26 protein-coding genes are annotated in these 23,480 nt (G+C 45.5%); 19 read left to right on the top strand and 7 right to left on the bottom strand.

The window, feature by feature from the left end; genetic code table 11:
• Positions 1 to 11 precede the first annotated feature (11 nt).
• The gene (locus R7Q48_RS08760; protein ID WP_005380420.1) at positions 12 to 554 is read right to left on the bottom strand and encodes a glycine cleavage system protein R; all 543 of its coding nucleotides are present in this window, start codon (positions 552 to 554) and stop codon (positions 12 to 14) included.
• Positions 555 to 1,029: 475 nt separating this feature from the next.
• On the opposite strand from R7Q48_RS08760, the gene dapA reads away from it, so the two are divergent.
• Positions 1,030 to 1,908, top strand: coding sequence for a 4-hydroxy-tetrahydrodipicolinate synthase (gene dapA / locus R7Q48_RS08755; RefSeq protein ID WP_005380422.1), 879 nt, complete (start codon positions 1,030 to 1,032; stop codon positions 1,906 to 1,908).
• A gap of 66 nt (positions 1,909 to 1,974) precedes the next feature.
• Positions 1,975 to 2,994, top strand: coding sequence for an outer membrane protein assembly factor BamC (gene bamC, locus R7Q48_RS08750; protein ID WP_005380424.1), 1,020 nt, complete (start codon positions 1,975 to 1,977; stop codon positions 2,992 to 2,994).
• Positions 2,995 to 3,100: 106 nt separating this feature from the next.
• Here bamC and R7Q48_RS08745 read toward each other — a convergent pair whose 3' ends face one another.
• Genes R7Q48_RS08745 through R7Q48_RS08730 form a run of 4 tightly spaced genes read right to left on the bottom strand, consistent with a single transcriptional unit; the run spans position 3,101 to position 5,519 of the window.
• Positions 3,101 to 3,304: a DUF2897 family protein gene (locus R7Q48_RS08745; RefSeq protein ID WP_005380425.1), complete on the bottom strand. Its 204-nt coding sequence runs from the start codon at positions 3,302 to 3,304 to the stop codon at positions 3,101 to 3,103.
• Positions 3,301 to 3,999, bottom strand: a complete 699-nt coding sequence (locus tag R7Q48_RS08740) for a M15 family metallopeptidase (protein WP_318132258.1) — start codon at positions 3,997 to 3,999, stop codon at positions 3,301 to 3,303. Before R7Q48_RS08740 ends, R7Q48_RS08745 begins: the two co-directional genes overlap by 4 nt.
• Before the next feature lie 14 nt (positions 4,000 to 4,013).
• A complete protein-coding gene (gene dapE / locus R7Q48_RS08735; RefSeq protein ID WP_318132257.1) occupies positions 4,014 to 5,150 on the bottom strand; it encodes a succinyl-diaminopimelate desuccinylase in 1,137 nt (378 codons plus the stop codon).
• Between the two features lie 18 nt (positions 5,151 to 5,168).
• Entirely contained in the window at positions 5,169 to 5,519 is a 351-nt protein-coding gene (locus tag R7Q48_RS08730; protein WP_005380431.1) for an ArsC family reductase, read from the bottom strand.
• A gap of 291 nt (positions 5,520 to 5,810) precedes the next feature.
• Between R7Q48_RS08730 and R7Q48_RS08725 the strand changes: the two genes are divergently transcribed.
• On the top strand, positions 5,811 to 6,098 hold the full coding sequence (locus R7Q48_RS08725; protein ID WP_005380433.1) for a winged helix-turn-helix domain-containing protein: 288 nt from the start codon (positions 5,811 to 5,813) through the stop codon (positions 6,096 to 6,098).
• A gap of 34 nt (positions 6,099 to 6,132) precedes the next feature.
• Here the strand turns inward: R7Q48_RS08725 and R7Q48_RS08720 are convergent, their stop codons facing one another.
• Both R7Q48_RS08720 and R7Q48_RS08715 read right to left on the bottom strand, forming a co-directional pair.
• Complete coding sequence (locus R7Q48_RS08720) at positions 6,133 to 6,465, bottom strand: DUF4156 domain-containing protein (RefSeq protein WP_005380435.1); 333 nt, start codon at positions 6,463 to 6,465, stop codon at positions 6,133 to 6,135.
• Between the two features lie 3 nt (positions 6,466 to 6,468).
• Positions 6,469 to 6,822 carry a DUF2956 domain-containing protein gene (locus tag R7Q48_RS08715; RefSeq protein WP_005380437.1) on the bottom strand — a complete coding sequence of 118 codons (354 nt, stop codon included), beginning with the start codon at positions 6,820 to 6,822 and terminating at the stop codon, positions 6,469 to 6,471.
• 144 nt (positions 6,823 to 6,966) lie between these two features.
• Here R7Q48_RS08715 and R7Q48_RS08710 point away from each other — a divergent pair, with 144 nt between their 5' ends.
• From R7Q48_RS08710 to fliG, 16 genes are all read left to right on the top strand, one after another.
• Positions 6,967 to 7,452 (top strand): DUF2919 domain-containing protein, encoded by a 486-nt coding sequence (locus R7Q48_RS08710; RefSeq protein ID WP_025768263.1) that lies wholly within the window; start codon positions 6,967 to 6,969, stop codon positions 7,450 to 7,452.
• Between the two features lie 46 nt (positions 7,453 to 7,498).
• Positions 7,499 to 8,401 (top strand): Dyp-type peroxidase, encoded by a 903-nt coding sequence (locus R7Q48_RS08705; RefSeq protein WP_005387715.1) that lies wholly within the window; start codon positions 7,499 to 7,501, stop codon positions 8,399 to 8,401.
• Positions 8,402 to 8,547: 146 nt separating this feature from the next.
• Complete coding sequence (locus R7Q48_RS08700; RefSeq protein WP_005380443.1) at positions 8,548 to 9,687, top strand: flagellin; 1,140 nt, start codon at positions 8,548 to 8,550, stop codon at positions 9,685 to 9,687.
• On the top strand, positions 9,680 to 9,961 hold the full coding sequence (locus R7Q48_RS08695; RefSeq protein ID WP_318132256.1) for a hypothetical protein: 282 nt from the start codon (positions 9,680 to 9,682) through the stop codon (positions 9,959 to 9,961). Before R7Q48_RS08700 ends, R7Q48_RS08695 begins: the two co-directional genes overlap by 8 nt.
• The gene (locus tag R7Q48_RS08690; protein WP_005380447.1) at positions 9,952 to 11,085 is read left to right on the top strand and encodes a flagellin; all 1,134 of its coding nucleotides are present in this window, start codon (positions 9,952 to 9,954) and stop codon (positions 11,083 to 11,085) included. Before R7Q48_RS08695 ends, R7Q48_RS08690 begins: the two co-directional genes overlap by 10 nt.
• 288 nt (positions 11,086 to 11,373) lie before the next feature.
• Positions 11,374 to 12,504, top strand: coding sequence for a flagellin (locus tag R7Q48_RS08685; RefSeq protein WP_005380449.1), 1,131 nt, complete (start codon positions 11,374 to 11,376; stop codon positions 12,502 to 12,504).
• Positions 12,505 to 12,596: 92 nt separating this feature from the next.
• On the top strand, positions 12,597 to 13,031 hold the full coding sequence (gene flaG / locus R7Q48_RS08680) for a flagellar protein FlaG (protein ID WP_005380451.1): 435 nt from the start codon (positions 12,597 to 12,599) through the stop codon (positions 13,029 to 13,031).
• A gap of 21 nt (positions 13,032 to 13,052) precedes the next feature.
• Positions 13,053 to 15,047, top strand: coding sequence for a flagellar filament capping protein FliD (gene fliD / locus R7Q48_RS08675; RefSeq protein WP_154205107.1), 1,995 nt, complete (start codon positions 13,053 to 13,055; stop codon positions 15,045 to 15,047).
• A 3-nt stretch (positions 15,048 to 15,050) separates the two neighbouring features.
• Entirely contained in the window at positions 15,051 to 15,356 is a 306-nt protein-coding gene (locus tag R7Q48_RS08670; RefSeq protein WP_005380456.1) for a flagellar protein FliT, read from the top strand.
• A gap of 12 nt (positions 15,357 to 15,368) precedes the next feature.
• The gene (gene fliS / locus R7Q48_RS08665) at positions 15,369 to 15,779 is read left to right on the top strand and encodes a flagellar export chaperone FliS (protein ID WP_005380457.1); all 411 of its coding nucleotides are present in this window, start codon (positions 15,369 to 15,371) and stop codon (positions 15,777 to 15,779) included.
• Positions 15,780 to 16,066: 287 nt separating this feature from the next.
• Positions 16,067 to 17,533: a sigma-54 dependent transcriptional regulator gene (locus R7Q48_RS08660; RefSeq protein ID WP_005384490.1), complete on the top strand. Its 1,467-nt coding sequence runs from the start codon at positions 16,067 to 16,069 to the stop codon at positions 17,531 to 17,533.
• 199 nt (positions 17,534 to 17,732) lie between these two features.
• A complete protein-coding gene (locus R7Q48_RS08655) occupies positions 17,733 to 18,764 on the top strand; it encodes a sensor histidine kinase (RefSeq protein WP_005380459.1) in 1,032 nt (343 codons plus the stop codon).
• Positions 18,765 to 18,800: 36 nt separating this feature from the next.
• Positions 18,801 to 20,210 (top strand): sigma-54 dependent transcriptional regulator, encoded by a 1,410-nt coding sequence (locus R7Q48_RS08650; protein ID WP_318132255.1) that lies wholly within the window; start codon positions 18,801 to 18,803, stop codon positions 20,208 to 20,210.
• A gap of 122 nt (positions 20,211 to 20,332) precedes the next feature.
• A complete protein-coding gene (gene fliE / locus R7Q48_RS08645; RefSeq protein ID WP_005384482.1) occupies positions 20,333 to 20,644 on the top strand; it encodes a flagellar hook-basal body complex protein FliE in 312 nt (103 codons plus the stop codon).
• Positions 20,645 to 20,658: 14 nt separating this feature from the next.
• Positions 20,659 to 22,401, top strand: a complete 1,743-nt coding sequence (gene fliF / locus R7Q48_RS08640) for a flagellar basal-body MS-ring/collar protein FliF (RefSeq protein ID WP_005380462.1) — start codon at positions 20,659 to 20,661, stop codon at positions 22,399 to 22,401.
• Positions 22,394 to 23,449: a flagellar motor switch protein FliG gene (gene fliG / locus R7Q48_RS08635; protein ID WP_012841526.1), complete on the top strand. Its 1,056-nt coding sequence runs from the start codon at positions 22,394 to 22,396 to the stop codon at positions 23,447 to 23,449. Before fliF ends, fliG begins: the two co-directional genes overlap by 8 nt.
• Positions 23,450 to 23,480: the final 31 nt, after the last annotated feature.

Raw genomic sequence — 23,480 nt, 5'->3', positions numbered from 1 at the left:
TTTCCTTTACTTTATAGTGTGTTTTTAATGAAATTCAGAGAACCTTGTACGTTGAGCGACTTACAAAGTTCATCGAAGTCTTCTTGTAACTGCATCAAATTAAAATCCGCGCTTACAGATGCAGTAATCGCAATATGAAACTGGTCAGAATCGAGTTGAATTTTCGACTTGCTGATGGTTTGCGCGCTAAGAGAGTCTAAACCAATCTGCTGATCAGCGAAGAACTTAGTAAATTTTTCAGTTAGCCCAGGGCGGTCTTCAGACTCAATAAACACTTCCATGGTGTAGCTGTTATCGAGCAGTTCGTGCGCCGCTGTGCGTTTCATGATCGTAATAAGGTCATGTTCTTGGCCAAGCAGGGGCAATTGCGTTTCAACTCGAGTCACGCTGCTGGCGTTCCCAGTCAGGAGCATGATCAGCGTAAATTCGCTGCCAAAGATAGCGATACGGCTATCGACTATGTTACAACCAGCTTGAGTAACGAGCTGTACGACTTGGTTACAAATGCCTGGACGGTCCGTTCCAACTGCTGTAAGTACCAGATGTTGCTTCATAAATGAGCTTCTTGTCCTTTCTTCAATAGAGAGATGTTAGCACAGATATTGCGAAGAAATATCGAGCCAGTTCTTTTTTAGTCTATAAAAAGCAGGAGGATGTTGAGGGGAGCGGTGGGAAATAAACAGTAAATGCAGGCTACAGGATAAACAAAACGTTTGCATGATGTGCTTGCCTATTGTCTGGCCGTTTTATTCACTTAGATCTGACTTGGCTAACAAGACCAAAGAGTATATTTTCCTTGCTTGTGCTCTTCAGTATTTTCCAAATCACTGATAGATTCTAAAGTCACTCGAAAGCCCAACACGATTATCAATATTGCCGTTAATCAAACCAAATAGAGCAATTAAGTTGCTAGACCTCTAACAACTGATAATTATTCATTCATTTGTACTTTGTAAGCGAGTTTACGCTCTTGTGTTTTTCAATCGCATTACAGTACCATGCAGAAAGAGTTAAATGAGGGAGATAAACATGTTTTCAGGAAGTATCGTAGCGCTGATTACGCCATTCAAAGCAGATGGCGAAGTAGACTTTGATGGTCTGCAAAAGCTAGTAGAGTACCACGTTGAAGCGGGTACAGACGGTATTGTGGCAGTAGGCACAACAGGTGAGTCAGCGACACTGACCATTGAAGAGCATGTGAAGGTCGTTAATAAAACTGTTGAGTTTGCCGACGGTCGCATCCCTGTGATTGCTGGCACGGGTGCAAATGCAACCCATGAGGCAGTAACATTTAGCAAATTACTGGCTGATTCTGGTATTGCTGGCTTCCTGAGTGTGACACCGTATTACAACAAACCAACTCAAGAGGGTTTGTTTCTACATTACAAAGCAATTGCCGAAGCGAGTGATGTGCCTCTAATTTTGTACAACGTACCAGGTCGTACAGCTGTTGATATGCAGCCAGAAACAGTGGCACGCTTGTCAAAGCTTGATAATATCGTAGCTCTAAAAGATGCAACGGGCGATTTGGAACGAATTGCAATTCATCGTGAACTTTGTGGCGAAGATTTTATCTTACTAAGTGGCGATGATGCGACAGGGCTGGATTTTGTGAAACTTGGCGGCAATGGTGTTATCTCGGTAACGAACAATATTGCAGCTAAAGACATGGCAGACATGTTCCATTTGGCAAGTGAAGGTAAGTACGAAGAAGCAGAAGCGATTAACCAACGCTTGATGACTCTACACAAAAACCTTTTCATCGAAGCAAGCCCTATCCCAGTAAAATGGGCAGCGCAAAAGCTTGGTTTGATTGAAGAAGGTGGTTTGCGTCTTCCTTTAACTACGCTTTCTGAAAAATCGCAGCCGATCGTCGAGCAGGCGCTAACAGACGCCCATATTTATTAAGATTGAGTTACTAGGATTGAAGTTCATACTGGGGGCCAAAGCGCCCTCGGTGTTTTAGGAGTATAGATGAAGCTTTCAAGCCAGTTAGTGTTAAGTTCATTAGCTGTATTCGTATTGACTGCCTGTTCAGGTGGTGCCAATCAACGTCGTCAAGCAAAAGATGACTTCGAGTATTTGAACTCCCCCAATTTGGGTGAGTGGAATGTCCCACAGGGTGCACAGCCTCAGTTTTACCCTAACTACGAGATCCCTCAGGGTAACTACGCTGGTGGTGTCGGTAAAGATGTCGACATTCGTCCACCTCAACAAGTCCTAGAGCTTATTCCCGGTGCACGTCTAGACCGCAGTAGTGATGGTGAAGTGACACTTTGGCTACTTCGTAAAGATGAACTAGATAAAGTTTGGCAAACGGTGCAAAACATGGTCGCGGCTAACGAGATTCCAGTTGAAAGCCAAACAGACTCTCGCATCGAGACAGGATGGGTGACTTGGGATTCGCCAGATGAAGAGCTAGAAATTGGCAGCCGATATGAAATCGTACGCGCTGAAGCAAATGGTCGACACGGCTTTAAGGTTAGCCTTATTGACTGGCGTGAAGGCAATCAAGTGAAAGAAGTAACGGCGACCAACCGTGAGCGCTACAATGTGTTCATGACGAACTTGGTCACCGCTCGCTACGATCAAGAAGTGCGTGAAGAAGCACAGCGTAAAGCGCAAGAGTTGGTTAAACAGATCCCAATCACAATGGGTAAAGACCGCAGCGGACTTCCTGTGATTATCGCGCGTGCGCAATACAACATGCTTTGGCAGCGTCTGCCTAATATTCTACCTAAGATGGGCTTTAAGATTGAAGAGCGTAGCCAGTCTCAGGGCACAATCACTGCGAAATATGCGTCTCCGGATGATGAATTCTGGAACGATATCGGCGTTAAACCAGTGGAGTTAGCCGCTGGTAAGTACACATTCTTACTTGGTGATTTAGGCAACCGTACGTCTATCAATATCACCGACTCCTCTGGCAAGCCAGTAGAAGAAGAGTTTTTGAAATCACTAGCGCCTGTATTGGCTGCAACAGTGAAGCAGTAAACAAAGCGAGCTTAACGCGGCGTGTTTACTTAATGATAGAAAAGGGACCTAGTGGTCCCTTTTTTGATGTTTAGATTAAATGTGTCGAGATGAAGCTGGTGAGTAACTAACGAGGCTCGTTTTTGTTTTTATCTTCTTCAGCGTAGCGCTGTTTATCCAATGTGTTCAGCTTATCTAAATCGTTCTTACGGCTTTTATCCATCTGACCAAACTTCATTTTTGCGGTGTATTTGAGTGCGGCAATATTACCAATGACCACGCTCAACACTACAATAATAATGACCCAAGGATTGGTTAGTATTTCTATCATAGAGCCTCCGGCGGCGTGATATTGTGAATAAATTTGGCAACGACGTTATCCAAATTATTCAGTATGACGTCAATCCCTGCAATGTTGTTGGTCTGATTTTGTTTAATCAACTGGCTGCTGAGTACATCAAGCGTCAACTGCTCGAGGCATTGCTGCCCGACAGCGCGGTGACTAATGTGCCAAGGCTCAATCGAAACGCCACCTAAATCGTGCTGATAAGGAAAGAAGAAACCGAACCGACCAAGGTTGGCTTTTAACCATTGGTAGAACGCCTGCTGGTGGCCTTCAAGATACTCCCAAGGTTCCAACTTGAGTTTGGTGTCAGCAGGCAATAAATTGCGCGCATAGACATCAAAATCACAACCCCAATGATGACGACTTCCTCCGGGCAATGCCGACCAGCGCAAAATGGCCATCAATTTCTCTTCGTCATTTAACTCTGCTTTATTCAAAGGGCGGGAGTTTATGTCGAGAATTGGCAACTCACCAGAAAACTTCCCGTTCCAGATGGCTTTTTGGCGATTAAAGTCACGAAAACCACTGGCGATTTCCATTTTGAAACCTGCTTCGGTTGCGGCATTAATCATCTTCAATAAGTCATTGACTACTTTAGGGTGAAGCATAAATGCCTTTTGCCCCACTAGTGTGGATTGAAGATGGGAATCAGTGATTCCGGTGAGTTGCTCTGGTGTCATTGTGTTCTCGCTGATTACTTCGCCAATAGGTGTTTCAACGTGTTTTCGTACATGTCCGTCAACTTTTCAAGATCGTCGACTTTCACACACTCGTTCACTTTATGAATCGTAGCGTTAACAGGGCCTAACTCTACGACTTGACCTCCCATTCGAGCAATAAAACGACCATCAGACGTACCGCCAGTTGTAAGTAGCGCTGGCTTCGTATCATTGACTTCGGCCACAGCAGCTACAACTGCGTCTAGCAGTGCGCCCGTATCGGTCAGGAATGGGTCACCGTTGAATGTCCATTTTAGGTCGTAGTCCAGCCCATGCTTGTCCAATGTTTCGGTAACACGCTGAACAATTGCGTCATTGTTAAGCTCAGTACTAAAACGTAGGTTGAACTGAACATGGAACTCGCCAGGAATAACATTAGACGCACCAGTGCCAGCCGATACATTCGGGATCTGGAAACTGGTCGGTGGGAAGTAATCATTCCCTTTGTCCCATTCTGTCGTCGCGAGTTCATGAATCGCGAGTAGAGACTCGTGCACTGGATTGCTGGCTAGGTGAGGGTAGGCCACGTGACCTTGTGTTCCTTTTACCGTTAAATCACCAGTGATGGATCCACGGCGTCCATTTTTCACTACATCGCCAACCACGTCGGTGCTGGATGGTTCACCAACAATACACATGTCGATGTTCTCACCACGTTCCATCAACGTTTCTACAACGCGAACGGTACCGTTGATAAATGGCCCTTCTTCATCTGACGTAATTAAAAAGCCAATTGAGCCTTTGTGATCTGGGTTTTCGGCGATAAAGCGTTCAACTGCAACAACCATAGCGGCGAGTGACCCTTTCATGTCAGCTGCGCCGCGGCCATACAAGTAACCATCAATAATGGTCGGTTCAAACGGATGTGTATTCCAGTGTTCCAATTTGCCAGCTGGTACCACATCGGTGTGGCCAGCAAACGCAAATAGCGGCGCTTCTGAACCACGTCGAGCCCAGAAGTTCGTGGTGTCTTCAAATACCATCACTTCAATTTCAAACCCGAGTGCTTTTAAGCGCTCGATCATCAAATCCTGACAACCTGCGTCTTCCGGCGTTACGGACTGTCTACTGATCAGATCTTTAGCAAGTGCCAATACTGGACTGTCTGTCATCCTTGAGTATTCCTTTATTTAAGAGTTGAAAATGCTAGCGTATTGATCAGCTTTAAAACCGATATGAAGTTGATCATTCACTTTTAAAATTGGGCGTTTAATCATCGCAGGGTTTTCTACCAAAAGAGCGATGGCGTTTTCCTCGTTAAGTGTGTCTTTCTGCTCTTGCGCTAATTGGCGGTAGGTTGTGCCACGTTTATTGAGCACCTGTTCCCAACCTAAAGCGCGACAAAATTCACTTACCATTTCTGCATCAATGCCTTGCTTACGGTAGTCATGGAAGTCGTAAGCAATATCCTCGGCTTCTAACCATTTCTTGGCTTTTTTGATCGTATCGCAGTTGGGAATACCAAACATGGTAATCGACATAGTGTTTCCTTTTTCTTTGTTCTATTTTTCACTGGCGCGGTTAAGACGCACTTAAGTGATTTGGGCTGTTAAAGCATCCTATCAAGAAGCAATCAAACTGACAAAATGCGGTGGAAAATATTTTCAGATAGATTGAGATAACTAATGTCACATAACTTATTTACGATGAATGCGCTATAAATCGAATAAAAATTCGTCTAAATCAAATGGAAAAGTCGAGTTATTGATCAAACGCAACACCTCGCTGAGCAAAAACGAAATAATGAATCAGCACAATTTTAGGAGGTGTCAATGGAATTGAGTCCTGTTTTTGCAAGGCGGCTATATTTGGCCTTGTTGGTGGAAAACCTAGAAAGGCCGAATGTGCCAAAGTTGATCGAAAAAACGGGGTGGCCTCGTCGTACTATTCAAGATGTACTCAAGGCGTTACCTGGGATCGGCATTGAACTCATATTCGTTCAAGATGGCCGACGTCATAATGACGGCTATTATCAACTTTCAGATTGGGGGCCTTTTGATAGCCAATGGGTTCTAGAGCGGGAGAGAGATATCGCTAGCAGTCTTGGATTTCGTGCATAAGCCAGCAATTGCTGGCTTTTTTCATATTCAGGCCTCATCCATTGCAGCGGTAGGCGGAACCCAGTACGCTAAATGAAGTGATAAAATCTTGTGGGGAAACCATAAAAACGGTGTCCGCATCGATAGCCGCTGCATTGTTTTTTAAATCGTTCATCGCGCCTTGCATCATCGCGTCATTAGTCATGAAAATGTAGTTATACCAATGGCCTTCACTTCCAGTAACTTCGCCTTTGTATTCGCATCGCTCAGGGTCGAATTGCGCGTCAATGCGAATATGAACATCTTGACTTTGAGCATGAGTAAGATGAGAAGGCATCGTGCAACCCGTTAGAAGCACGACAAAAAGTCCAAGTAACAGGCGTTTCATTAGCTATTTCCCCAATACTATGTAAGCAGCAAAGCCAATCCAGCTCAGGACAAGTAGTGTCCAAGGCAGTTTGCTTGATGAATGGTTTGGCGCATCGTCGGTGATATTGTCTTGTTCGATAATCTCTTCATGCTGACGTTGTTTTTCACGTTGCTGTTTTTTCTTCGCTTTATCGGCTTGGCGGTTGCGCTCTTTTTGTTGTTTCTTATATTGCGCGATGCCTTTTTCGATACCTTGAGCGATGAGCTTGGTTTGCTCTTTGGTTTGGCCGGGCTTTTGCGTGGATTTAGCAATTCTCATCGCTTCGGCTTGTGTTTCTTGAGAAGGCACAGGGGTGGCAGGAGTTCTTTTTTTCATGTTTCTCATCAACGTCGCTGTAAATCTTTGTTTAGTTTACCTGTGTAAGGTGCTGAAATGAACTTCAGTTCTCATCTTTGTTGGCTTGCAACTCTGAAACGATAGGTTAAAGTGACGTTTTTATCACATAAAGAAGAAGATGTTGTGCGCTATTCGTTTGACCAATATGACGCTCATGGATTTTTAAAGGCGCCGATCATTTTATGGGTGGGATGGATGTTTCTTGTGCGTTCATGGGTGGTGTTTGCCATGGCTGGTGTAAGTCGTGATAGTGGCAGTAAGCTACTCGCTATTGTTTACCCAGATTCAAGTACGTTGTATTTAGGTTTGGCGATGGGCATTCCAAGTTTGCTTCTTATGTGGTTAATGGGGCTTCGTCATCCCGACAGAGGATGGGTAAACAGAATTACTCGCTATGGTCGCGAGATCACTTTGATCTTGTGCGGTATTCAACTTGCTCAGACCATGTATCATGTGTACCTAGAACATGGAGTGTTTAATTGGGCAAACGCCCTTACCATTACCTTATTAGCTTGGTTTATGATCTATCTTCTAAATGGAAGATGGGTAAAAGACTGTTTTCATGTGCCACAATTGGCGCACGATGAACAGCAGCATTCAAAGAATTAAAAACAATAACTTCCCACTCTGGGGCAAAGTAATAGAGGAAACCTCAATGTCACAAGCTCAAACGGCGATCGTGCCAGAAGCCGGGCCATTTGCACTGTACACTCAACTCAAAGTGAACCAAAACCGTGAAAACGTATTAGAAAAACTGAAAGCACTGCCAAAGTTGGTGGAAGAGTTAAACATTACCCAGCCGGGTGCAGCGCTGACGCTTTCTATCGCATTCACAAAATCGTTTTGGGAACACCTTAATGTAGACGCGCCAGAAGAGCTTATTGATTTTACTCAACTTGGCGAAGGTGACATCGTTGCTCCAGCAACAGACGTAGATGTACTGATTCACTGTCACTCGACTCGTCACGACTTGCATTTTTACGTGTTGCGTAAGTTCCTAGAAGAGACGGCACAAGATGTCACCATTGTGGACGAAACATATGGGTACCGTTACCTTGATGCTCGTGATATGACAGACTTCATTGATGGCACAGAAAACCCGAAAGGGGAGGCTCGCGCTGATGTGGCTCTAGTAAAAGAGGGCCCATTTGCTGGAGGCAGTTATGTTATGGCTCAGCGCTTTGAACATAACCTTGCCGCTTGGAATCGATTGAATGTCAAAGCGCAAGAAAAAGTGATTGGTCGTACCAAGCCAGACTCTATCGAGCTAGAAGACGTTCCTGCTGCATCACACGTTGGTCGCGTTGATATCAAAGAAGAAGGTAAAGGTTTGAAGATTGTTCGCCACAGCTTACCATACGGGACGGTGACAGGGCCTCATGGCCTGCTGTTTATTTCTTACTGCAATACACTTCATAACATTAAAGTGATGCTAGAAAGTATGTACGGCGTGACAGATGGTAAAACAGACCAAATGCTTCGTTTCACAACAGCGGTAACTGGTGCGTACTTCTTCGCTCCTTCGCAAGAAATGCTCGCGGAGCTAGCCATCAAGTAAGTTCTCAGACTTCATTTCTTAAGCCCTCCAATGGAGGGCTTTTGTTTTCTATTTTTATTCCAATCTCTTTTCAAAAAAACACTAAACTTTTCTGTTACTTGGTCGATAAGTACTCAAAGCCTTAATTTATTTGGAGTCTGTGTCTCGTGGCTATCACCGTTAATACCAATGTGGCAGCACTCGTCGCACAGCGTCATTTGACCAGTGCAACGGATATGCTGAATCAATCCATGGAGCGTTTGTCTTCAGGGAAGCGTATTAATAGCGCAAAGGATGACGCTGCGGGTCTGCAAATATCCAACCGCTTGCAATCACAAATGCGTGGTTTGGATGTCGCGGTACGTAACGCGAATGACGGCATTTCCATCATGCAAACTGCGGAAGGCGCGATGAATGAGGTGACCAATATCATGCAACGTATGCGTGATTTGTCGCTACAGTCAGCCAATGGTTCAAACAGCAAAGCGGAGCGCACTGCACTGCAAGAAGAAGTTTCTGCTTTAAATGATGAGTTAAGTCGTATTGCAGAAACGACCTCCTTTGGCGGACGTAAATTGCTGAATGGCACATTCGGTACATCGTCTTTTCAAATCGGAGCAACGGCTGGTGAAGCGGTACAAATTGGCCTGCGGACCATGCAGCCGGAATCTTTAGGTAGCTTTTCAATGAGCTCATATCAAAGAGTCAGTTCAGATTGGACGGTTCAAAACGGAAATAATGAAATTGTTATCAGCTACCGTGATAACAATTTTGAAGAGCAGGAGATCCGTATTGAAGCTAAAGCTGGCGACGATATAGAAGAACTCGCGACTTACATTAATGGGCAAACCGATAAAGTGAAAGCGTCTGTTAATGAGGAGGGGCAACTGCAGTTACTCATGTCCCACAAGGACGCCATAAAATACCCTGGACCAACCTTCAGTGGTGGCCTGGCTGATGAGTTAGAACTTGGCAAGTATGTCACCGTAAATAGAACGGTAGATAGTATTGATATTAGCACGGTCGGTGGCGCTCAGATGGCGGTCGGCATTTTAGATGATGCTTTGAAAACGGTAGATGGCAGTCGTGCGGAGTTAGGCGCGTATCAAAACCGCTTTAATCACGCGATCAATAATCTAGATAATATCCACGAAAACTTAGCCGCTTCCAACAGTCGTATCCAAGACACTGACTATGCCAAAGAAACTACGCAAATGGTGAAGCAACAGATTTTACAACAGGTCAGTACTTCTATTCTGGCACAAGCAAAACAAGCGCCAAACCTAGCATTGACCTTGCTTGGCTGATGAACGGCCTTGCCCGAATTTAACGCAAAACCTGCCTGTATCGACAATTCGAAAAGAAGCTTTAGCGAAAAATGAAAGTTTTTTTTGCTTTTTTATCCGCTTTGTCACGATTACCCCTCCAAACGAATTATTTTCAAAAAAATCTAAAATTTTCTCTAAAGAAAACAGGGCATGCGCCGTTAATAAAAGTAACTTTGAGAGAACTACTTGGTTTTCCGAGACGTCGGAAACCGCTACACCGGAAAATCAATTGGAGAAATCACCATGGCAGTGAATGTAAACACTAACGTATCAGCGATGACCGCTCAGCGTTACCTAAACAACGCAAACTCAGCTCAACAAACTTCTATGGAGCGTTTGTCTTCAGGTTTTAAAATCAACAGCGCAAAAGATGACGCTGCGGGTCTACAAATCTCGAACCGTTTGAACGTACAAAGCCGTGGTCTGGATGTAGCGGTTCGCAACGCGAACGACGGTATCTCGATTGCACAAACTGCTGAAGGTGCAATGAACGAGACCACTAACATTCTTCAACGTATGCGTGATTTGTCTCTACAATCAGCAAACGGTTCAAACTCGAAAGCAGAGCGCGTTGCGATTCAAGAAGAAGTGACCGCGCTAAACGACGAACTAAACCGTATCGCAGAAACCACTTCTTTCGGTGGTAACAAGCTACTAAACGGCACACACGGTGCGAAATCGTTCCAAATCGGTGCAGATAACGGTGAAGCAGTGATGCTTGAGCTAAAAGACATGCGTTCAGACAACAAAATGATGGGCGGTGTGAGCTACCAAGCTGAAAGTGGTAAAGGTAAAGACTGGAACGTTGCTGAAGGTAAGAACGACCTAAAAATCAACCTAACGGACAGCTACGGCCAAGAGCAAGAAATCAACATCAGCGCAAAAGCGGGTGACGATATCGAAGAGCTTGCGACTTACATTAACGGTCAAACTGACCTAGTGAAAGCCTCAGTAGACCAAGACGGTAAACTGCAAATCTTTGCTGGCAACAACAAAGTCGAAGGCGAAGTCGAGTTTTCAGGCGGCCTATCTGGTGAGCTAGGTTTGGGCGAAGGTAAAAAAGTAACGGTAGATACTATCGACGTAACCTCAGTTGGTGGCGCACAAGAATCTGTTGCTATCATCGATGCGGCACTGAAATACGTAGACAGCCACCGCGCAGAGCTGGGTGCATTCCAGAACCGTTTCAACCACGCAATCAGCAATTTGGACAACATTAACGAGAACGTGAATGCGTCGAAGAGCCGTATCAAAGATACTGACTTCGCGAAAGAAACGACGGCAATGACCAAGTCACAAATTCTATCGCAAGCGTCAAGCTCAATCCTTGCGCAAGCGAAACAAGCGCCAAACTCAGCGCTAAGTCTGCTAGGTTAATTTCAAACCTAAGATGAGAACCTCATTGGCTCGTGGTGAGAGATGAGCGAGTAAACCCAGCTTCGGCTGGGTTTTTTTCTGTCTTTTGGGGCCCCAGGATTTCTGCGAATCACGACATTAGAGCTTCATCACATTTCAGTAAGCCAAAGAAAATAATCGCAAAAAATTGAAAATTTCTTCTAAAGGATATTCATCGGTCGCCGTTAAAGGGACTGAGAGAAATGAGATGTACCTAAGTGAGGTGAGAGACACGACGGTACATTCACTAAAGCCTTAAGGAGATCAATTATGGCGATTAACGTTAATACTAACGTTTCTGCGATGACTGCACAGCGTTACCTAAACCAGGCAGCTGACGGTCAACAAAAATCTATGGAGCGTTTGTCTTCGGGTTATAAAATCAATAGCGCGAAAGACGATGCTGCAGGTCTACAGATTTCAAACCGTTTGAATGCACAAAGCCGTGGCCTAGATATGGCAGTGAAAAACGCAAACGACGGTATTTCTATTGCACAGGTTGCTGAAGGTGCAATGAATGAATCTACCAACATCCTACAACGTATGCGTGATCTTTCGCTTCAATCGGCGAACGGCTCTAACTCAAAAGCAGAACGTGTAGCGATCCAAGAAGAAGTAACAGCGCTAAACGACGAGCTAAACCGTATTGCTGAAACTACCTCTTTCGGTGGTAACAAGCTTCTAAACGGTACTTACGGTACTCAATCTTTCCAAATCGGTGCGGACTCAGGTGAAGCCGTGATGCTTTCTATGGGTAACCTACGCTCAGACACTTCAGCAATGGGTGGTAAGAGCTACGCAGCAGAAGAGGGTAAAGACGCATCTTGGACTGTTGGTGAGAAAACAGAGTTCAAAATGAGCTACACCAACAAGCAGGGTGAAGAGAAAGAGCTATCAATCAGCGCTAAGCAAGGCGATGATATTGAGCAGCTAGCGACATACATCAACGGTCAAAACGATGATGTAAAAGCCTCTGTTGGCGAAGATGGCAAACTACAAGTATTTGCTTCTTCTCAAAAAGTTGAAGGTGATGTTGAGTTTTCTGGCAACCTAGCAGACGAGATCGGCTTTGGTGGCCCGAAAGACGTAACAGTGAAAGACATCGACGTAACCACAGTAGCTGGCTCTCAAGAAGCAGTAGCGGTTATCGACGGTGCTCTTAAGTCCGTAGACAGCCAACGAGCTTCACTCGGTGCTTTCCAAAACCGCTTCAACCACGCAATCAGCAACCTAGACAACATTAACGAGAACGTTAACGCGTCTAAAAGCCGTATTAAAGATACTGATTACGCGAAGGAAACCACTGCGATGACTAAGTCGCAAATTCTTCAGCAAGCAAGTACTTCAATCCTGGCTCAAGCGAAGCAGTCTCCATCTGCAGCGCTAAGCTTGTTGGGCTAAGTGGTAAACCCAGCCTGAGGTCAACACCTTAGTGCTGGGGCACCAAAGCGATAGATTCTATCGTTAGCCCATAAGGTGGAAGGGAGATTGTAATGGATATATCCTCCTACGCATCGAACATCCAGCCTTACGGCACGCCAAATGGCACAAAGTTTGCAAATAAAAATGGCAATGATATAGGCACGTCTAGCCCAGCAAATTCAAATGGTGAGATTTCGCCGCAAAAAGCGAAAAACACCGAATACGACTTCTCTGTTCAAGCTGCGCTCGAGATGGCTGAAAGCCGTCAAGAACTGAACAAAGAAGAACGTGAAAAATTGGTCGCGCAAATGAATGAATTTGTCACGTCCATAAACAAAGGAGTCGCATTTCGAGTGGATGAAGAATCCGGACGAGATGTGGTGACGATTTATGAAGCCAATACCGGTGACGTGATTCGTCAAATTCCTGATGAAGAAATGCTAGTGGTATTGCGTCGCCTAGCTGAGCACACAGCCAACAGCGGGTTGTTGACTGAAAAAGTGTAAGTCGTTTTTAGAGGTGATTTGATGAGTTTAGGCCCTTTGGGGATGTCTGGCGGCATGGATATTAATTCCATGGTCAGCAAAATTGTGGATGCCGAACGCGTACCAAAGCAGCAACGCATCGACAACGAACGCACGACAATTAATGCCAGTATCAGTGCTTACGGACGACTCAGAGAATCATTGGATACGATGAAAAATCTCATGGCGAACTTTCGTCAGGAGAAAGCATTTGCCGTTCGCACTGTCGAAACGACCGATGACAATATCGTATCTGCCACGGCAACCACAGATGCTATCGCTGGCAAATATGCTATCGATGTGTTGCAGCTTGCTCAGAGCCATAAAGTCGCTTCTGACGTATTGCCAGAAGACGCAAAATTTGGCCCTGGTAAGCTGCAGATTTCGCTTGGTGATGAGCGTTTTAATATCGATGTTCGTTCCCGATCTAAGCTCATCGATGTCGTACGTGGCATCAATGGCGCTAAAGATAACCCTGGCGTTCGTGCATCTCTTATTAACGACGTCGAAGGTCCACGCCTTATCCTTGCTTCTAACCTCTCTGGTAAGGATCATCAAATCAGAGTCAGTGTGGAGGCAGAAAAAGGCAACCCTCTTAAATATTTCGAATACCAAACACTTGAAGACCGCGTCAACGCGCTTGAAGAAGCTCGTTCAGCGGCGGAAGATGTCTTAGGTCCTCTTAAATTTCCGGAACAACCAGCAGAAGAGCTGGATGCAAACGGCAATCCTCTACCTCCAGAAGAGCAAAAAGCGGCAGACGATGTACAAGATGATGCATCGCAAGCGCCAATCTCTGCGGCGGGTGCAGAAGCAGCCAAAGCTGGTCAAGAAGCCATTGATGAAGCCAACCGACGCGCGAGTTTACGCCCTGAAGACAGAATTCCAGGGTGGACAGAAACTGCGTCAGGTACTTTGTTGGACTCTTATGAAGAACCAGAGCTCGAACTCGACGAAAAGGCAATAGAGAAGGCACCAGATGTACCAGGCTGGAATAATGCCGCATCGGGCACCCTAACCGATTCTTACGTTACGACGAAAGAGGCTAAGCAGCTTCTTGAGCAAGAAAAAGCGGAAATCGAGCAAAAAATTGCGAGTGAAAAGCAAGCGTTAGACGAAAAAGTGGCACGTGGTGAACTTTCCGAAGCGCAAGCTAAGCAAATTCATCGCGCTAAACTTGATCCTCAAGAACGTGAGCGTCTGGAAAAAATTGATGAAGCAGAAGCGAAAATCGCAAAGGCACAATCTGCTTTTGAAGAATACCTTGGAATGACAGAAGTACAAGCAGGGCAAGATTCAGAAGTTCTGCTTGATGGAGTGGCAAAGCTATCTAGCCACAACAATGTGATTGAAGATGCGATCGAAGGTGTTGATTTAACGCTAAAAGGCAAATCAGAACCGAATAAACCGCCTGCTGAAATTGGTGTCGAGTACGACCGTCAAAGTGTACGCAACGATATCGAAAACTTTGTGGCAGCGTATAACTCGTTTTATCAAACCTCCCAAGCGTTGGCGAGTGTGGATCCGGTAACTGGTCAAAAAGGGCCGTTGTCAGGTGACAGCACCGTACGCAGTGCAGATTCACGATTAAAATCGGTCTTTTCTACTCGAATCGATAAAGCACCTGAAAACCTAAAGTCCTTAACAGAATTTGGCATTACGACCACACGTCAAGGCACCCTAGAAATTAACTATGACATGCTAGACCGCCAGTTGAACAATAACTTCAACGAGTTAGAAAAGTTCTTCGGTGGCAACACAGGTTTTGCTAAACGAGTAGAAGATGCGATTCACGGTATCACAGGTATTACAGGCAGTATTCGTACTCGAGAAAAAAGTCTCACAGAACAAAATTACCGTTTGAGTGACGATCAAGCGGCATTAGATCGCCGCATGGAAAGCCTAGAGAAGCGTACTCATGCGAAGTTTACCGCGATGCAAGATGCGACCGGTAAAATGCAGGGCCAGTTGGGCGCTTTGATGAGTGCGTTGGGTTAATAAATGCAAAAAGAACTCATGGAAATTAGTGATATAGATCAACTAATTACGCAAGAATTAGAAAAAATTGATTTTAATGCTGAAGAAATTCTTCGCTTGGTCGATATCAGGGAACGGTTATTGCAAAACCTGTTACCAATTATTCATCAAAATCCTTTGGTTAAGCAGGATGCAGAGTGGCAAGCATTGCTAACTCGTACCAAAAGAATTGTCGAGCTGATGCAATCGGAAACGTCAAAGGTCGGAAAAGAGCTCCATAAGTTTCGTTATGGCCAGCGTTCACTTCAGCAGTACAAAAAATTTATTTAAAAGAGGATTACTATGCGCGGTTCTTTGCAAGCATACAAAAAGGTATCAGTCGACAGCCAGCTTAGCGCGGCTTCTCCGCACAAAGTCATTCAAATGCTTATGGCTGGTGCGATTGAGCGCCTTATTCAAGGTAAAGCAGCCATGCAAGCAGGCAATATTCCAGCAAAAGGTGAGCGCTTAGGTAAAGCGTTAGACATCATTATCGCGCTACGCAGCTGTCTATCTATGGATGACGGTGGTGATATTGCTTCAAACTTAGATTCACTGTATGAGTTTATGATCACGCAAATTTCTGCTGCTAACCATCAAAATGAGCCTCAGCTGATCGACGACGTTATCGACATTATCCGTGAGATCAAGTCCGCTTGGGACCAAATCCCAACAGAGTTTCATAATCTTACCGCTGCTGAAGTTGGTATTTAATAGTCAAAACAATGCGTTAAGATACTAGACGAATATATTTGTCAATTGCGCAACGAGTTGTGTAGCAAAGTTTCTATCAAGCTCACACCTCTCCATTGCTTGGTTGCCTTATTTTTATATTCAAATAAAATAGAAGCCATTAGTAGCCCTAATGGCTTTTTTGTTGCTGATTTTCCTATTTTGTCTATCGTAAATTGAGTGTGGTGGTTCTGCCTTCTTTAGCACCCAATTGCGCAAATCAAGGTTTGGCCGCAACGCACCTAAAATAAAGGCAATCATTCTTACTTATGCATGGTTTGGCAAAGCTGCTTGTAATTGATGATGACGCATCAAGTCGTTTAAATTTAAGCAATATATTGGAATTTGTTGGAGAAAATTGCGAAGCGGTCAGTTCTGATCAGCTCAGCGATGTTGATTGGTCTAGCGTATGGTCGTGCTGTATTGTTGGTAATATTCCAGCAGGTCAAGCGGCGAGTACGGTTATCTCTCATTTAAACAGCGCTTACCACATCCCTCTTCTAGTCATGGGCCGTTTTCCTTTGCCTGTTGATGATCTTCCAAATTTTGTTGGTGAACTAGAGCTGCCGCTTAATTACCCACAGCTTAGTGAAGCGTTACGCCACTGCAAAGATTTTCTGGGGCGAAAAGGAGTGAATGTTGTTGCTAGTGCACGCAAAAACACGCTTTTTCGCAGCTTAGTTGGTCAAAGTAGAGGTATTCAAGAAGTTCGACACCTGATCGAGCAAGTATCAAACACGGAAGCAAACGTGTTGATCTTAGGTGAGTCCGGTACGGGTAAAGAAGTTGTTGCGCGTAACATCCACTATCACTCTTCATACCGCGATGGCGCATTTGTACCTATTAACTGTGGTGCAATACCGCCTGAGCTCCTAGAAAGCGAATTATTTGGTCACGAAAAAGGCGCGTTTACTGGTGCGTTAACTGCCCGTAAAGGTCGATTTGAGCTCGCAGACGGTGGCACTATCTTTCTTGATGAGATTGGCGATATGCCAATGTCGATGCAAGTAAAGTTGCTTCGTGTATTGCAAGAACGCTGCTTTGAACGTGTAGGTGGCAATAGTACCATCAAGGTAAATGTTCGAGTTGTGGCGGCGACACACCGTAATCTAGAAAATATGATTGAAGAAGGCACGTTCCGAGAAGACTTGTTCTATCGTCTGAACGTGTTTCCGATTGAGATGCCAGCGCTGAAAGAGCGCAAACAAGATATACCATTGCTGCTGCAAGAACTGATGACACGTTTAGAGGCGGAGGGCGGACAACCTATCTGTTTTACACCTCGTGCAATCAACTCACTGATGGAGCATAACTGGCCGGGCAACGTACGCGAGTTGGCTAATCTTGTTGAGCGAATGATTATTCTGTATCCAAATAGCTTAGTGGATGTAAACCATCTACCAACCAAATATCGCTACAGTGACATCCCAGAGTTCCAACCAGAGAGCAATCCATTTGTTTCGGTGGAAGAGCAAGAGCGTGATGTATTCCAAGATATCTTCTCTGAAGATTTTAGCTTTGAAGATCAAGACGACCTTGATCACAGCATGAACGCCCCGCAAGCGCTGCCACCGGAAGGGGTTAATTTGAAAGAGCTGCTGGCTGATTTAGAAGTTAATATGATCAGCCAAGCATTAGAAGCGCAGGGTGGCGTTGTAGCAAGAGCGGCGGACATGCTGGGTATGCGACGTACTACGCTGGTGGAAAAAATGCGTAAGTACAACTTACAGCGCTAGGTAAAGTGAAGTTTTAAGACGATATCTGAATAATCACTTGGGCTGGTTAACATCGCTTTTCTGGCATCCAAAACCGTTATCTCTGAGTGTCAACTTATTGTCGATGGCTTAACGTCCTGATAAATATAAAAAATAGCTTGGTACGCTAATTGCTTACCAAGCTATTTTAGTTTTAGCGGCGATATTTCGACAGGCAGTAATGGATAACAACACCAATCAATCCCATTTAGATTCCGTAGAGAATCAGGTTGAGCGCTACAAACAGGTGCTCGATGTGATGCCTGCTGGAGTGATTTTGCTCGATACGTACGGAGTAGTGCGTGAAGCAAATCCAGAAGCGCACCGAATTCTTGAGATTCCACTGGTTAACGAAAAATGGTTCAACGTTATCCAGGCGGTGTTTGACCCACGTGAAGATGATGGCCATGAAGTTTCCCTGCGGAATGGCCGTAAAGTTCGACTCGCCATCTCGGCGTCCACAACAGGTCAATTGATCCTGATTACCGATTTAACCGAAACCCGTTTACTTCAAGCTCGTGTCAGTGATTTACAGCGCTTATCGTCGTTAGGACGTATGGTTGCGTCGCTTGCTCACCAAGTAAGAACGCCGCTGTCGAGCGCTATGTTATATGCATCCAATTTGGGAGCGCCAAATCTTCCTCCAGCGACAAAAGATCGCTTCCAAACCAAATTAATGGATCGACTGCACGATTTGGAAAAGCAGGTTAATGATATGCTGCTTTTTGCTAAAGGTGGTGATAATAAAGTCATTAAGCCATTTACGATTGCCCAGTTGGTAGCGGAATATCAGCCGATGGTCGAAACCGCGCTAAAAAACAACAGTATTGATTACTGCCTAGAAGTGGAAGAAGAACAAACTGAACTACTAGGCAATGCGAACGCCATTGCATCCGCATTGAGTAATCTGGTCATGAATGCGATTCAAATGTCTGGTAAAGAATCGCAAGTCGATATTTTTTTCCGCCCGGTAAATGGTGAGTTACGCATTTCTGTGCAAGACAGCGGACCGGGTGTGCCTGAAGAACTGCAAGCCAAAATCATGGAGCCATTTTTTACCACACGTTCTCAAGGAACTGGATTAGGGTTGGCAGTTGTTCAAATGGTTTGCCGTGCCCATGACGGTCGATTGGAACTTATTTCAGAGCAGGGTGATGGAGCCTGCTTCACCATGTGCATTCCGCTAGAGCGAGTGCAAACAGAAGCGCAATAAGCGGCTTTTGGTAATAACAATTTCTGGAGAATCATAATGGCGCAAAGCAAAGTGCTGATCGTAGAAGACGATGAAGGTCTTCGTGAAGCCCTAGTCGATACTCTGGCTCTGGCAGGGTATGAGTGGTTGGAAGCGGACTGTGCTGAAGGTGCACTGTTAAAGCTGAAATCGAATACGGTTGATATCGTCGTTTCTGATGTGCAAATGGCGGGTATGGGTGGCTTAGCTCTGCTCAAAAGCATCAAGCAGAATTGGCCTAACTTACCAGTATTGCTAATGACGGCGTACGCCAACATTGAAGATGCCGTGTCTGCAATGAAAGATGGCGCGATCGACTACATGGCGAAACCATTTGCACCAGAAGTGTTGCTAAATATGGTCAGTCGTTATGCACCGATAAAAAGTGATGACAACGGTGACGCTATCGTTGCTGATGAGAAAAGTCTACGTTTACTCGCGTTGGCCGATAAAGTGGCACGTACAGATGCGAATGTTATGGTGCTAGGTCCTAGTGGCTCAGGTAAAGAAGTGATGTCGCGCTATATTCACAACGCGTCAAATCGTAAAAATGGTCCTTTTGTCGCAATTAACTGTGCCGCGATTCCTGACAATATGCTCGAAGCAACACTGTTTGGCTATGAAAAGGGCGCATTTACTGGTGCTGTTCAGGCATGCCCAGGAAAGTTCGAACAAGCGCAAGGTGGCACAATCTTGCTTGATGAAATCAGCGAAATGGACTTGAACCTGCAAGCGAAGTTATTGCGTGTTCTACAAGAGCGCGAAGTAGAGCGCCTAGGCAGTCGCAAAAGCATCAAGTTAGATGTTCGTGTGTTAGCGACGAGTAACCGTGATCTTAAGCAATACGTGTCAGAAGGAAACTTCAGAGAGGACTTATATTACCGCCTGAATGTATTCCCAATTGCGTGGCCTGCACTTAAAGAACGTAAAGGCGATATTGCACCGCTTGCCAAGCATCTTGCTGAGCGTCATTGCAGCAAAATGGGCATGCCAGTGCCTCAATTCTCGACCGTTGCGTTAGAAAAACTATTGCAATACCCTTGGCCGGGTAATGTTCGTGAATTGGATAACGTGGTTCAACGAGCGCTGATATTAAGTGAAAATGGCGACATCGATGCAGAGCACATTTTGCTCGAGGGCGTAGATTGGCAAGATGCCAATAGCTTGCAACACGTGGTGCAAAATGCAGATATGGTCGTGCCCAATGTTAAGCCAGTTGCTCAAGCTGAGAGTGTCAGCCGCCCAGTAACTGGTGGAGAAGGCTTAGGCAGCGAGCTGCGCGATCAAGAATACGCCATTATTTTGGAGACTTTGGTTGAGTGTAATGGTCGACGCAAAGAAATGGCGGAGAAACTGGGTATAAGCCCTCGAACCTTGCGCTATAAGCTTGCCAAAATGCGTGATGCTGGTATAGATATCCCGAATTAACACAGACAACGGCCATAAGACAAAAAGTGTAAGTAAATTGATTGCTAATGTCTTATGGCACGTTAATTGCTGTGTCAATAATCAGTTTTGTTAATAGTCAATCTTTTGGCTTAGAGGTGCTAATGAAAATTGATGGTATTCAGGCAGAAATGCGCGCCATGATGGTAGAAGCAACCAATACGGCTCCTACTGCAAGTGGGGCGAAAGTTGGAGCAGATTTTAACGATCTCCTAACTAAAGCCATCAATAACGTAAACACACTTCAAAAAGCATCTGGTGATTTACAAACCCGTTTTGATCGTGGTGATGCCGATGTATCCCTTTCTGACGTTATGATCGCTCGTAACAAGTCTAGTGTCGCTTTTGATGCGACGGTTCAAATTCGCAATAAACTCGTTGAGGCATATAAAGACCTCATGAACATGCCAGTGTAATTTAGGTAATAAGTGTGGCAGACAAGTCTACAGATTTAACCGTCACTGAAGGCGGCTCAGATGGTGCACTGGTAGCAAGTTCCGATGTGGATGTGGAGAGTCAAAATCCAGATCTAGAGGAGCGCAGTGCGTCAAAATTCGATATGGCAGTGGGCGACCTCGATTTACTTCGTCAGGTTGTGCTTGTGCTGTCGATATCCATCTGTGTTGCATTGATCGTGATGCTGTTCTTTTGGGTCAAAGAACCGGAAATGCGCCCACTTGGTGCGTATGAGACCGAAGAATTGATCCCCGTTCTGGATTATCTGGACCAGCAGAAAATCAATTATAAGCTTGATGGCAATACTGTTTCTGTTGAATCGAGTGAGTACAACTCGATCAAACTTGGCATGGTTCGTTCCGGCGTTAACCAAGCTACAGAAGCAGGCGATGATATTTTGCTGCAAGACATGGGCTTTGGTGTTTCACAACGTCTTGAGCAAGAGCGTCTGAAACTCAGTCGAGAGCGCCAATTAGCTCAAGCAATTGAAGAGATGAAGCAAGTTCGCAAAGCACGAGTGTTATTGGCACTGCCAAAGCACAGCGTGTTTGTGCGTCATAACCAAGAAGCGTCTGCGTCGGTATTTTTGACATTGTCGACAGGCACTAACCTTAAGCAGCAAGAAGTGGATTCTATTGTCGACATGGTAGCGAGTGCCGTGCCGGGAATGAAAACTTCTCGAATTACCGTCACAGATCAGCATGGCCGCTTACTCAGCTCAGGCTCCCAAGATCCTGCTTCTGCGGCGCGACGCAAAGAACAAGAATTAGAACGCAGCCAAGAGCAAGCGCTGCGCGAAAAAATTGATTCCGTACTATTACCCATTTTAGGTTATGGCAACTATACGGCGCAGGTTGATATCCAAATGGATTTCAGTGCGGTTGAACAAACTCGCAAACGTTTTGATCCAAACACCCCTGCGACCCGCAGTGAGTACGCACTCGAAGATTACAATAACGGTAACATGGTAGCGGGTATTCCGGGTGCGTTGAGTAATCAGCCTCCAGCGGATGCCTCTATTCCGCAAGATGTGGCTCAAATGAAAGATGGTTCTGTCATGGGACAGGGTTCGGTGCGTAAAGAATCCACGCGTAACTTTGAGCTTGATACCACCATCAGCCATGAGCGTAAGCAGACGGGGACGGTTGCTCGTCAGACAGTTTCTGTTGCGATTAAGGACCGTCGTCAGGTCAACCCAGATACGGGAGAAGTGACCTATACCCCTATGTCCGAATCGGAAATTAATGCTATTCGCCAAGTCTTAATTGGTACGGTCGGTTTTGACCAAGGCCGTGGTGATTTGTTGAATGTACTGAGTGTGAAGTTTGCAGAGCCTGAGGCTGAACAGCTGGAAGAACCACCAATTTGGGAGCACCCTAACTTCAGTGACTGGGTTCGTTGGTTCGCAAGTGCATTGGTGATCATTGTTGTCGTATTGGTATTGGTTCGCCCAGCAATGAAGAAGTTGCTTAACCCTACAAGTGATGACGAAGACGAAATGTACGGACCAGACGGCTTGCCGATTGGCGCGGATGGTGAAACTAGCCTGATTGGCAGCGACATTGAAAGCAGCGAACTGTTTGAGTTTGGTTCAAGTATTGATTTGCCAAACCTTCATAAAGATGAAGATGTATTGAAAGCGGTTCGCGCTCTGGTCGCGAATGAACCTGAACTGGCTGCTCAAGTAGTGAAAAACTGGATGAATGACAATGGCTAACGATATCGTACCTCAAGATGACAACGCCGCGGGAATGCCAGTTGAGCTGGATGTCTCAACCATTACTGGCGAAGAAAAAGCAGCAATTTTGCTACTGAGCCTCAATGAACAAGATGCCGCTGGCATTATTCGTCACCTAGAGCCAAAACAGGTCCAGCGTGTAGGTAGTGCGATGGCTAAGGCGAAAGATCTCAGCCAAGACAAGGTGTCAGCCGTTCACCGTGCGTTTTTGGAGGACATCCAGAAATACACCAACATCGGCATGGGCAGCGAAGACTTCATGCGTAATGCACTGGTAGCGGCTCTTGGTGAAGACAAAGCCAACAACTTGGTTGACCAGATCCTGCTTGGTACGGGTTCAAAAGGCTTGGATTCCCTGAAATGGATGGACCCACGCCAAGTGGCGAGCATTATTGTCAATGAACACCCACAGATTCAAACAATCGTACTGTCTTATTTAGAAGCAGACCAATCTGCAGAGATTTTATCTCAGTTCCCTGAGCGCGTGCGTTTGGATCTGATGATGCGTATTGCCAACCTTGAAGAAGTTCAGCCATCGGCACTGGCAGAGCTGAACGAAATCATGGAGAAACAGTTCGCGGGTCAAGCTGGCGCTCAAGCAGCCAAGATTGGCGGCCTGAAAGCGGCAGCGGAGATCATGAACTATCTAGACAACAACGTCGAAGGTTTGTTGATGGAACAGATTCGCGATCAAGACGAAGACATGGCGACGCAAATTCAAGACTTGATGTTTGTCTTCGAAAACTTAGTCGAAGTGGACGATCAAGGTATTCAGAAATTGCTGCGTGATGTACCACAAGACGTGTTGCAAAAAGCACTTAAAGGTGCCGACGATTCTCTGCGTGAGAAGGTATTTAAGAACATGTCGAAACGAGCGGCTGAGATGATGCGTGATGACATCGAAGCGATGCCGCCAGTTCGCGTGGCGGATGTCGAAGCGGCACAGAAAGAAATCCTGGCGATCGCTCGTCGCATGGCCGATGCAGGCGAACTCATGTTGTCTGGCGGTGCGGACGAATTCTTATAATCTCTATTGCTCCGCGATTATCCTATTGCGG

It is taken from the genome of Vibrio sp. 378 (assembly GCF_033339435.1).
Note: the sequence above shows the minus strand (reverse complement) of the source record. Positions and strands in the feature narration are given on the sequence as shown.

What these genes read in the sequence shown, in the direction of transcription:
- R7Q48_RS08720 (WP_005380435.1), bottom strand. Translation starts at nt 6,465, where the DNA reads ATGAAACGCCTGTTACTTGGACTTTTTGTCGTGCTTCTAACGGGTTGC.
- fliD (WP_154205107.1), top strand. Translation starts at nt 13,053, where the DNA reads ATGAGTTTAGGCCCTTTGGGGATGTCTGGCGGCATGGATATTAATTCC.
- R7Q48_RS08685 (WP_005380449.1), top strand. Translation starts at nt 11,374, where the DNA reads ATGGCGATTAACGTTAATACTAACGTTTCTGCGATGACTGCACAGCGT.
- R7Q48_RS08650 (WP_318132255.1), top strand. Translation starts at nt 18,801, where the DNA reads ATGGCGCAAAGCAAAGTGCTGATCGTAGAAGACGATGAAGGTCTTCGT.
- bamC (WP_005380424.1), top strand. Translation starts at nt 1,975, where the DNA reads ATGAAGCTTTCAAGCCAGTTAGTGTTAAGTTCATTAGCTGTATTCGTA.
- fliS (WP_005380457.1), top strand. Translation starts at nt 15,369, where the DNA reads ATGCGCGGTTCTTTGCAAGCATACAAAAAGGTATCAGTCGACAGCCAG.
- R7Q48_RS08740 (WP_318132258.1), bottom strand. Translation starts at nt 3,999, where the DNA reads ATGACACCAGAGCAACTCACCGGAATCACTGATTCCCATCTTCAATCC.
- R7Q48_RS08730 (WP_005380431.1), bottom strand. Translation starts at nt 5,519, where the DNA reads ATGTCGATTACCATGTTTGGTATTCCCAACTGCGATACGATCAAAAAA.
- flaG (WP_005380451.1), top strand. Translation starts at nt 12,597, where the DNA reads ATGGATATATCCTCCTACGCATCGAACATCCAGCCTTACGGCACGCCA.
- R7Q48_RS08760 (WP_005380420.1), bottom strand. Translation starts at nt 554, where the DNA reads ATGAAGCAACATCTGGTACTTACAGCAGTTGGAACGGACCGTCCAGGC.
- R7Q48_RS08705 (WP_005387715.1), top strand. Translation starts at nt 7,499, where the DNA reads ATGTCACAAGCTCAAACGGCGATCGTGCCAGAAGCCGGGCCATTTGCA.
- fliG (WP_012841526.1), top strand. Translation starts at nt 22,394, where the DNA reads ATGGCTAACGATATCGTACCTCAAGATGACAACGCCGCGGGAATGCCA.
- dapA (WP_005380422.1), top strand. Translation starts at nt 1,030, where the DNA reads ATGTTTTCAGGAAGTATCGTAGCGCTGATTACGCCATTCAAAGCAGAT.
- R7Q48_RS08655 (WP_005380459.1), top strand. Translation starts at nt 17,733, where the DNA reads ATGGATAACAACACCAATCAATCCCATTTAGATTCCGTAGAGAATCAG.
- R7Q48_RS08745 (WP_005380425.1), bottom strand. Translation starts at nt 3,304, where the DNA reads ATGATAGAAATACTAACCAATCCTTGGGTCATTATTATTGTAGTGTTG.
- R7Q48_RS08660 (WP_005384490.1), top strand. Translation starts at nt 16,067, where the DNA reads ATGCATGGTTTGGCAAAGCTGCTTGTAATTGATGATGACGCATCAAGT.
- R7Q48_RS08690 (WP_005380447.1), top strand. Translation starts at nt 9,952, where the DNA reads ATGGCAGTGAATGTAAACACTAACGTATCAGCGATGACCGCTCAGCGT.
- dapE (WP_318132257.1), bottom strand. Translation starts at nt 5,150, where the DNA reads ATGACAGACAGTCCAGTATTGGCACTTGCTAAAGATCTGATCAGTAGA.
- fliE (WP_005384482.1), top strand. Translation starts at nt 20,333, where the DNA reads ATGAAAATTGATGGTATTCAGGCAGAAATGCGCGCCATGATGGTAGAA.
- R7Q48_RS08725 (WP_005380433.1), top strand. Translation starts at nt 5,811, where the DNA reads ATGGAATTGAGTCCTGTTTTTGCAAGGCGGCTATATTTGGCCTTGTTG.
- R7Q48_RS08715 (WP_005380437.1), bottom strand. Translation starts at nt 6,822, where the DNA reads ATGAAAAAAAGAACTCCTGCCACCCCTGTGCCTTCTCAAGAAACACAA.
- R7Q48_RS08670 (WP_005380456.1), top strand. Translation starts at nt 15,051, where the DNA reads ATGCAAAAAGAACTCATGGAAATTAGTGATATAGATCAACTAATTACG.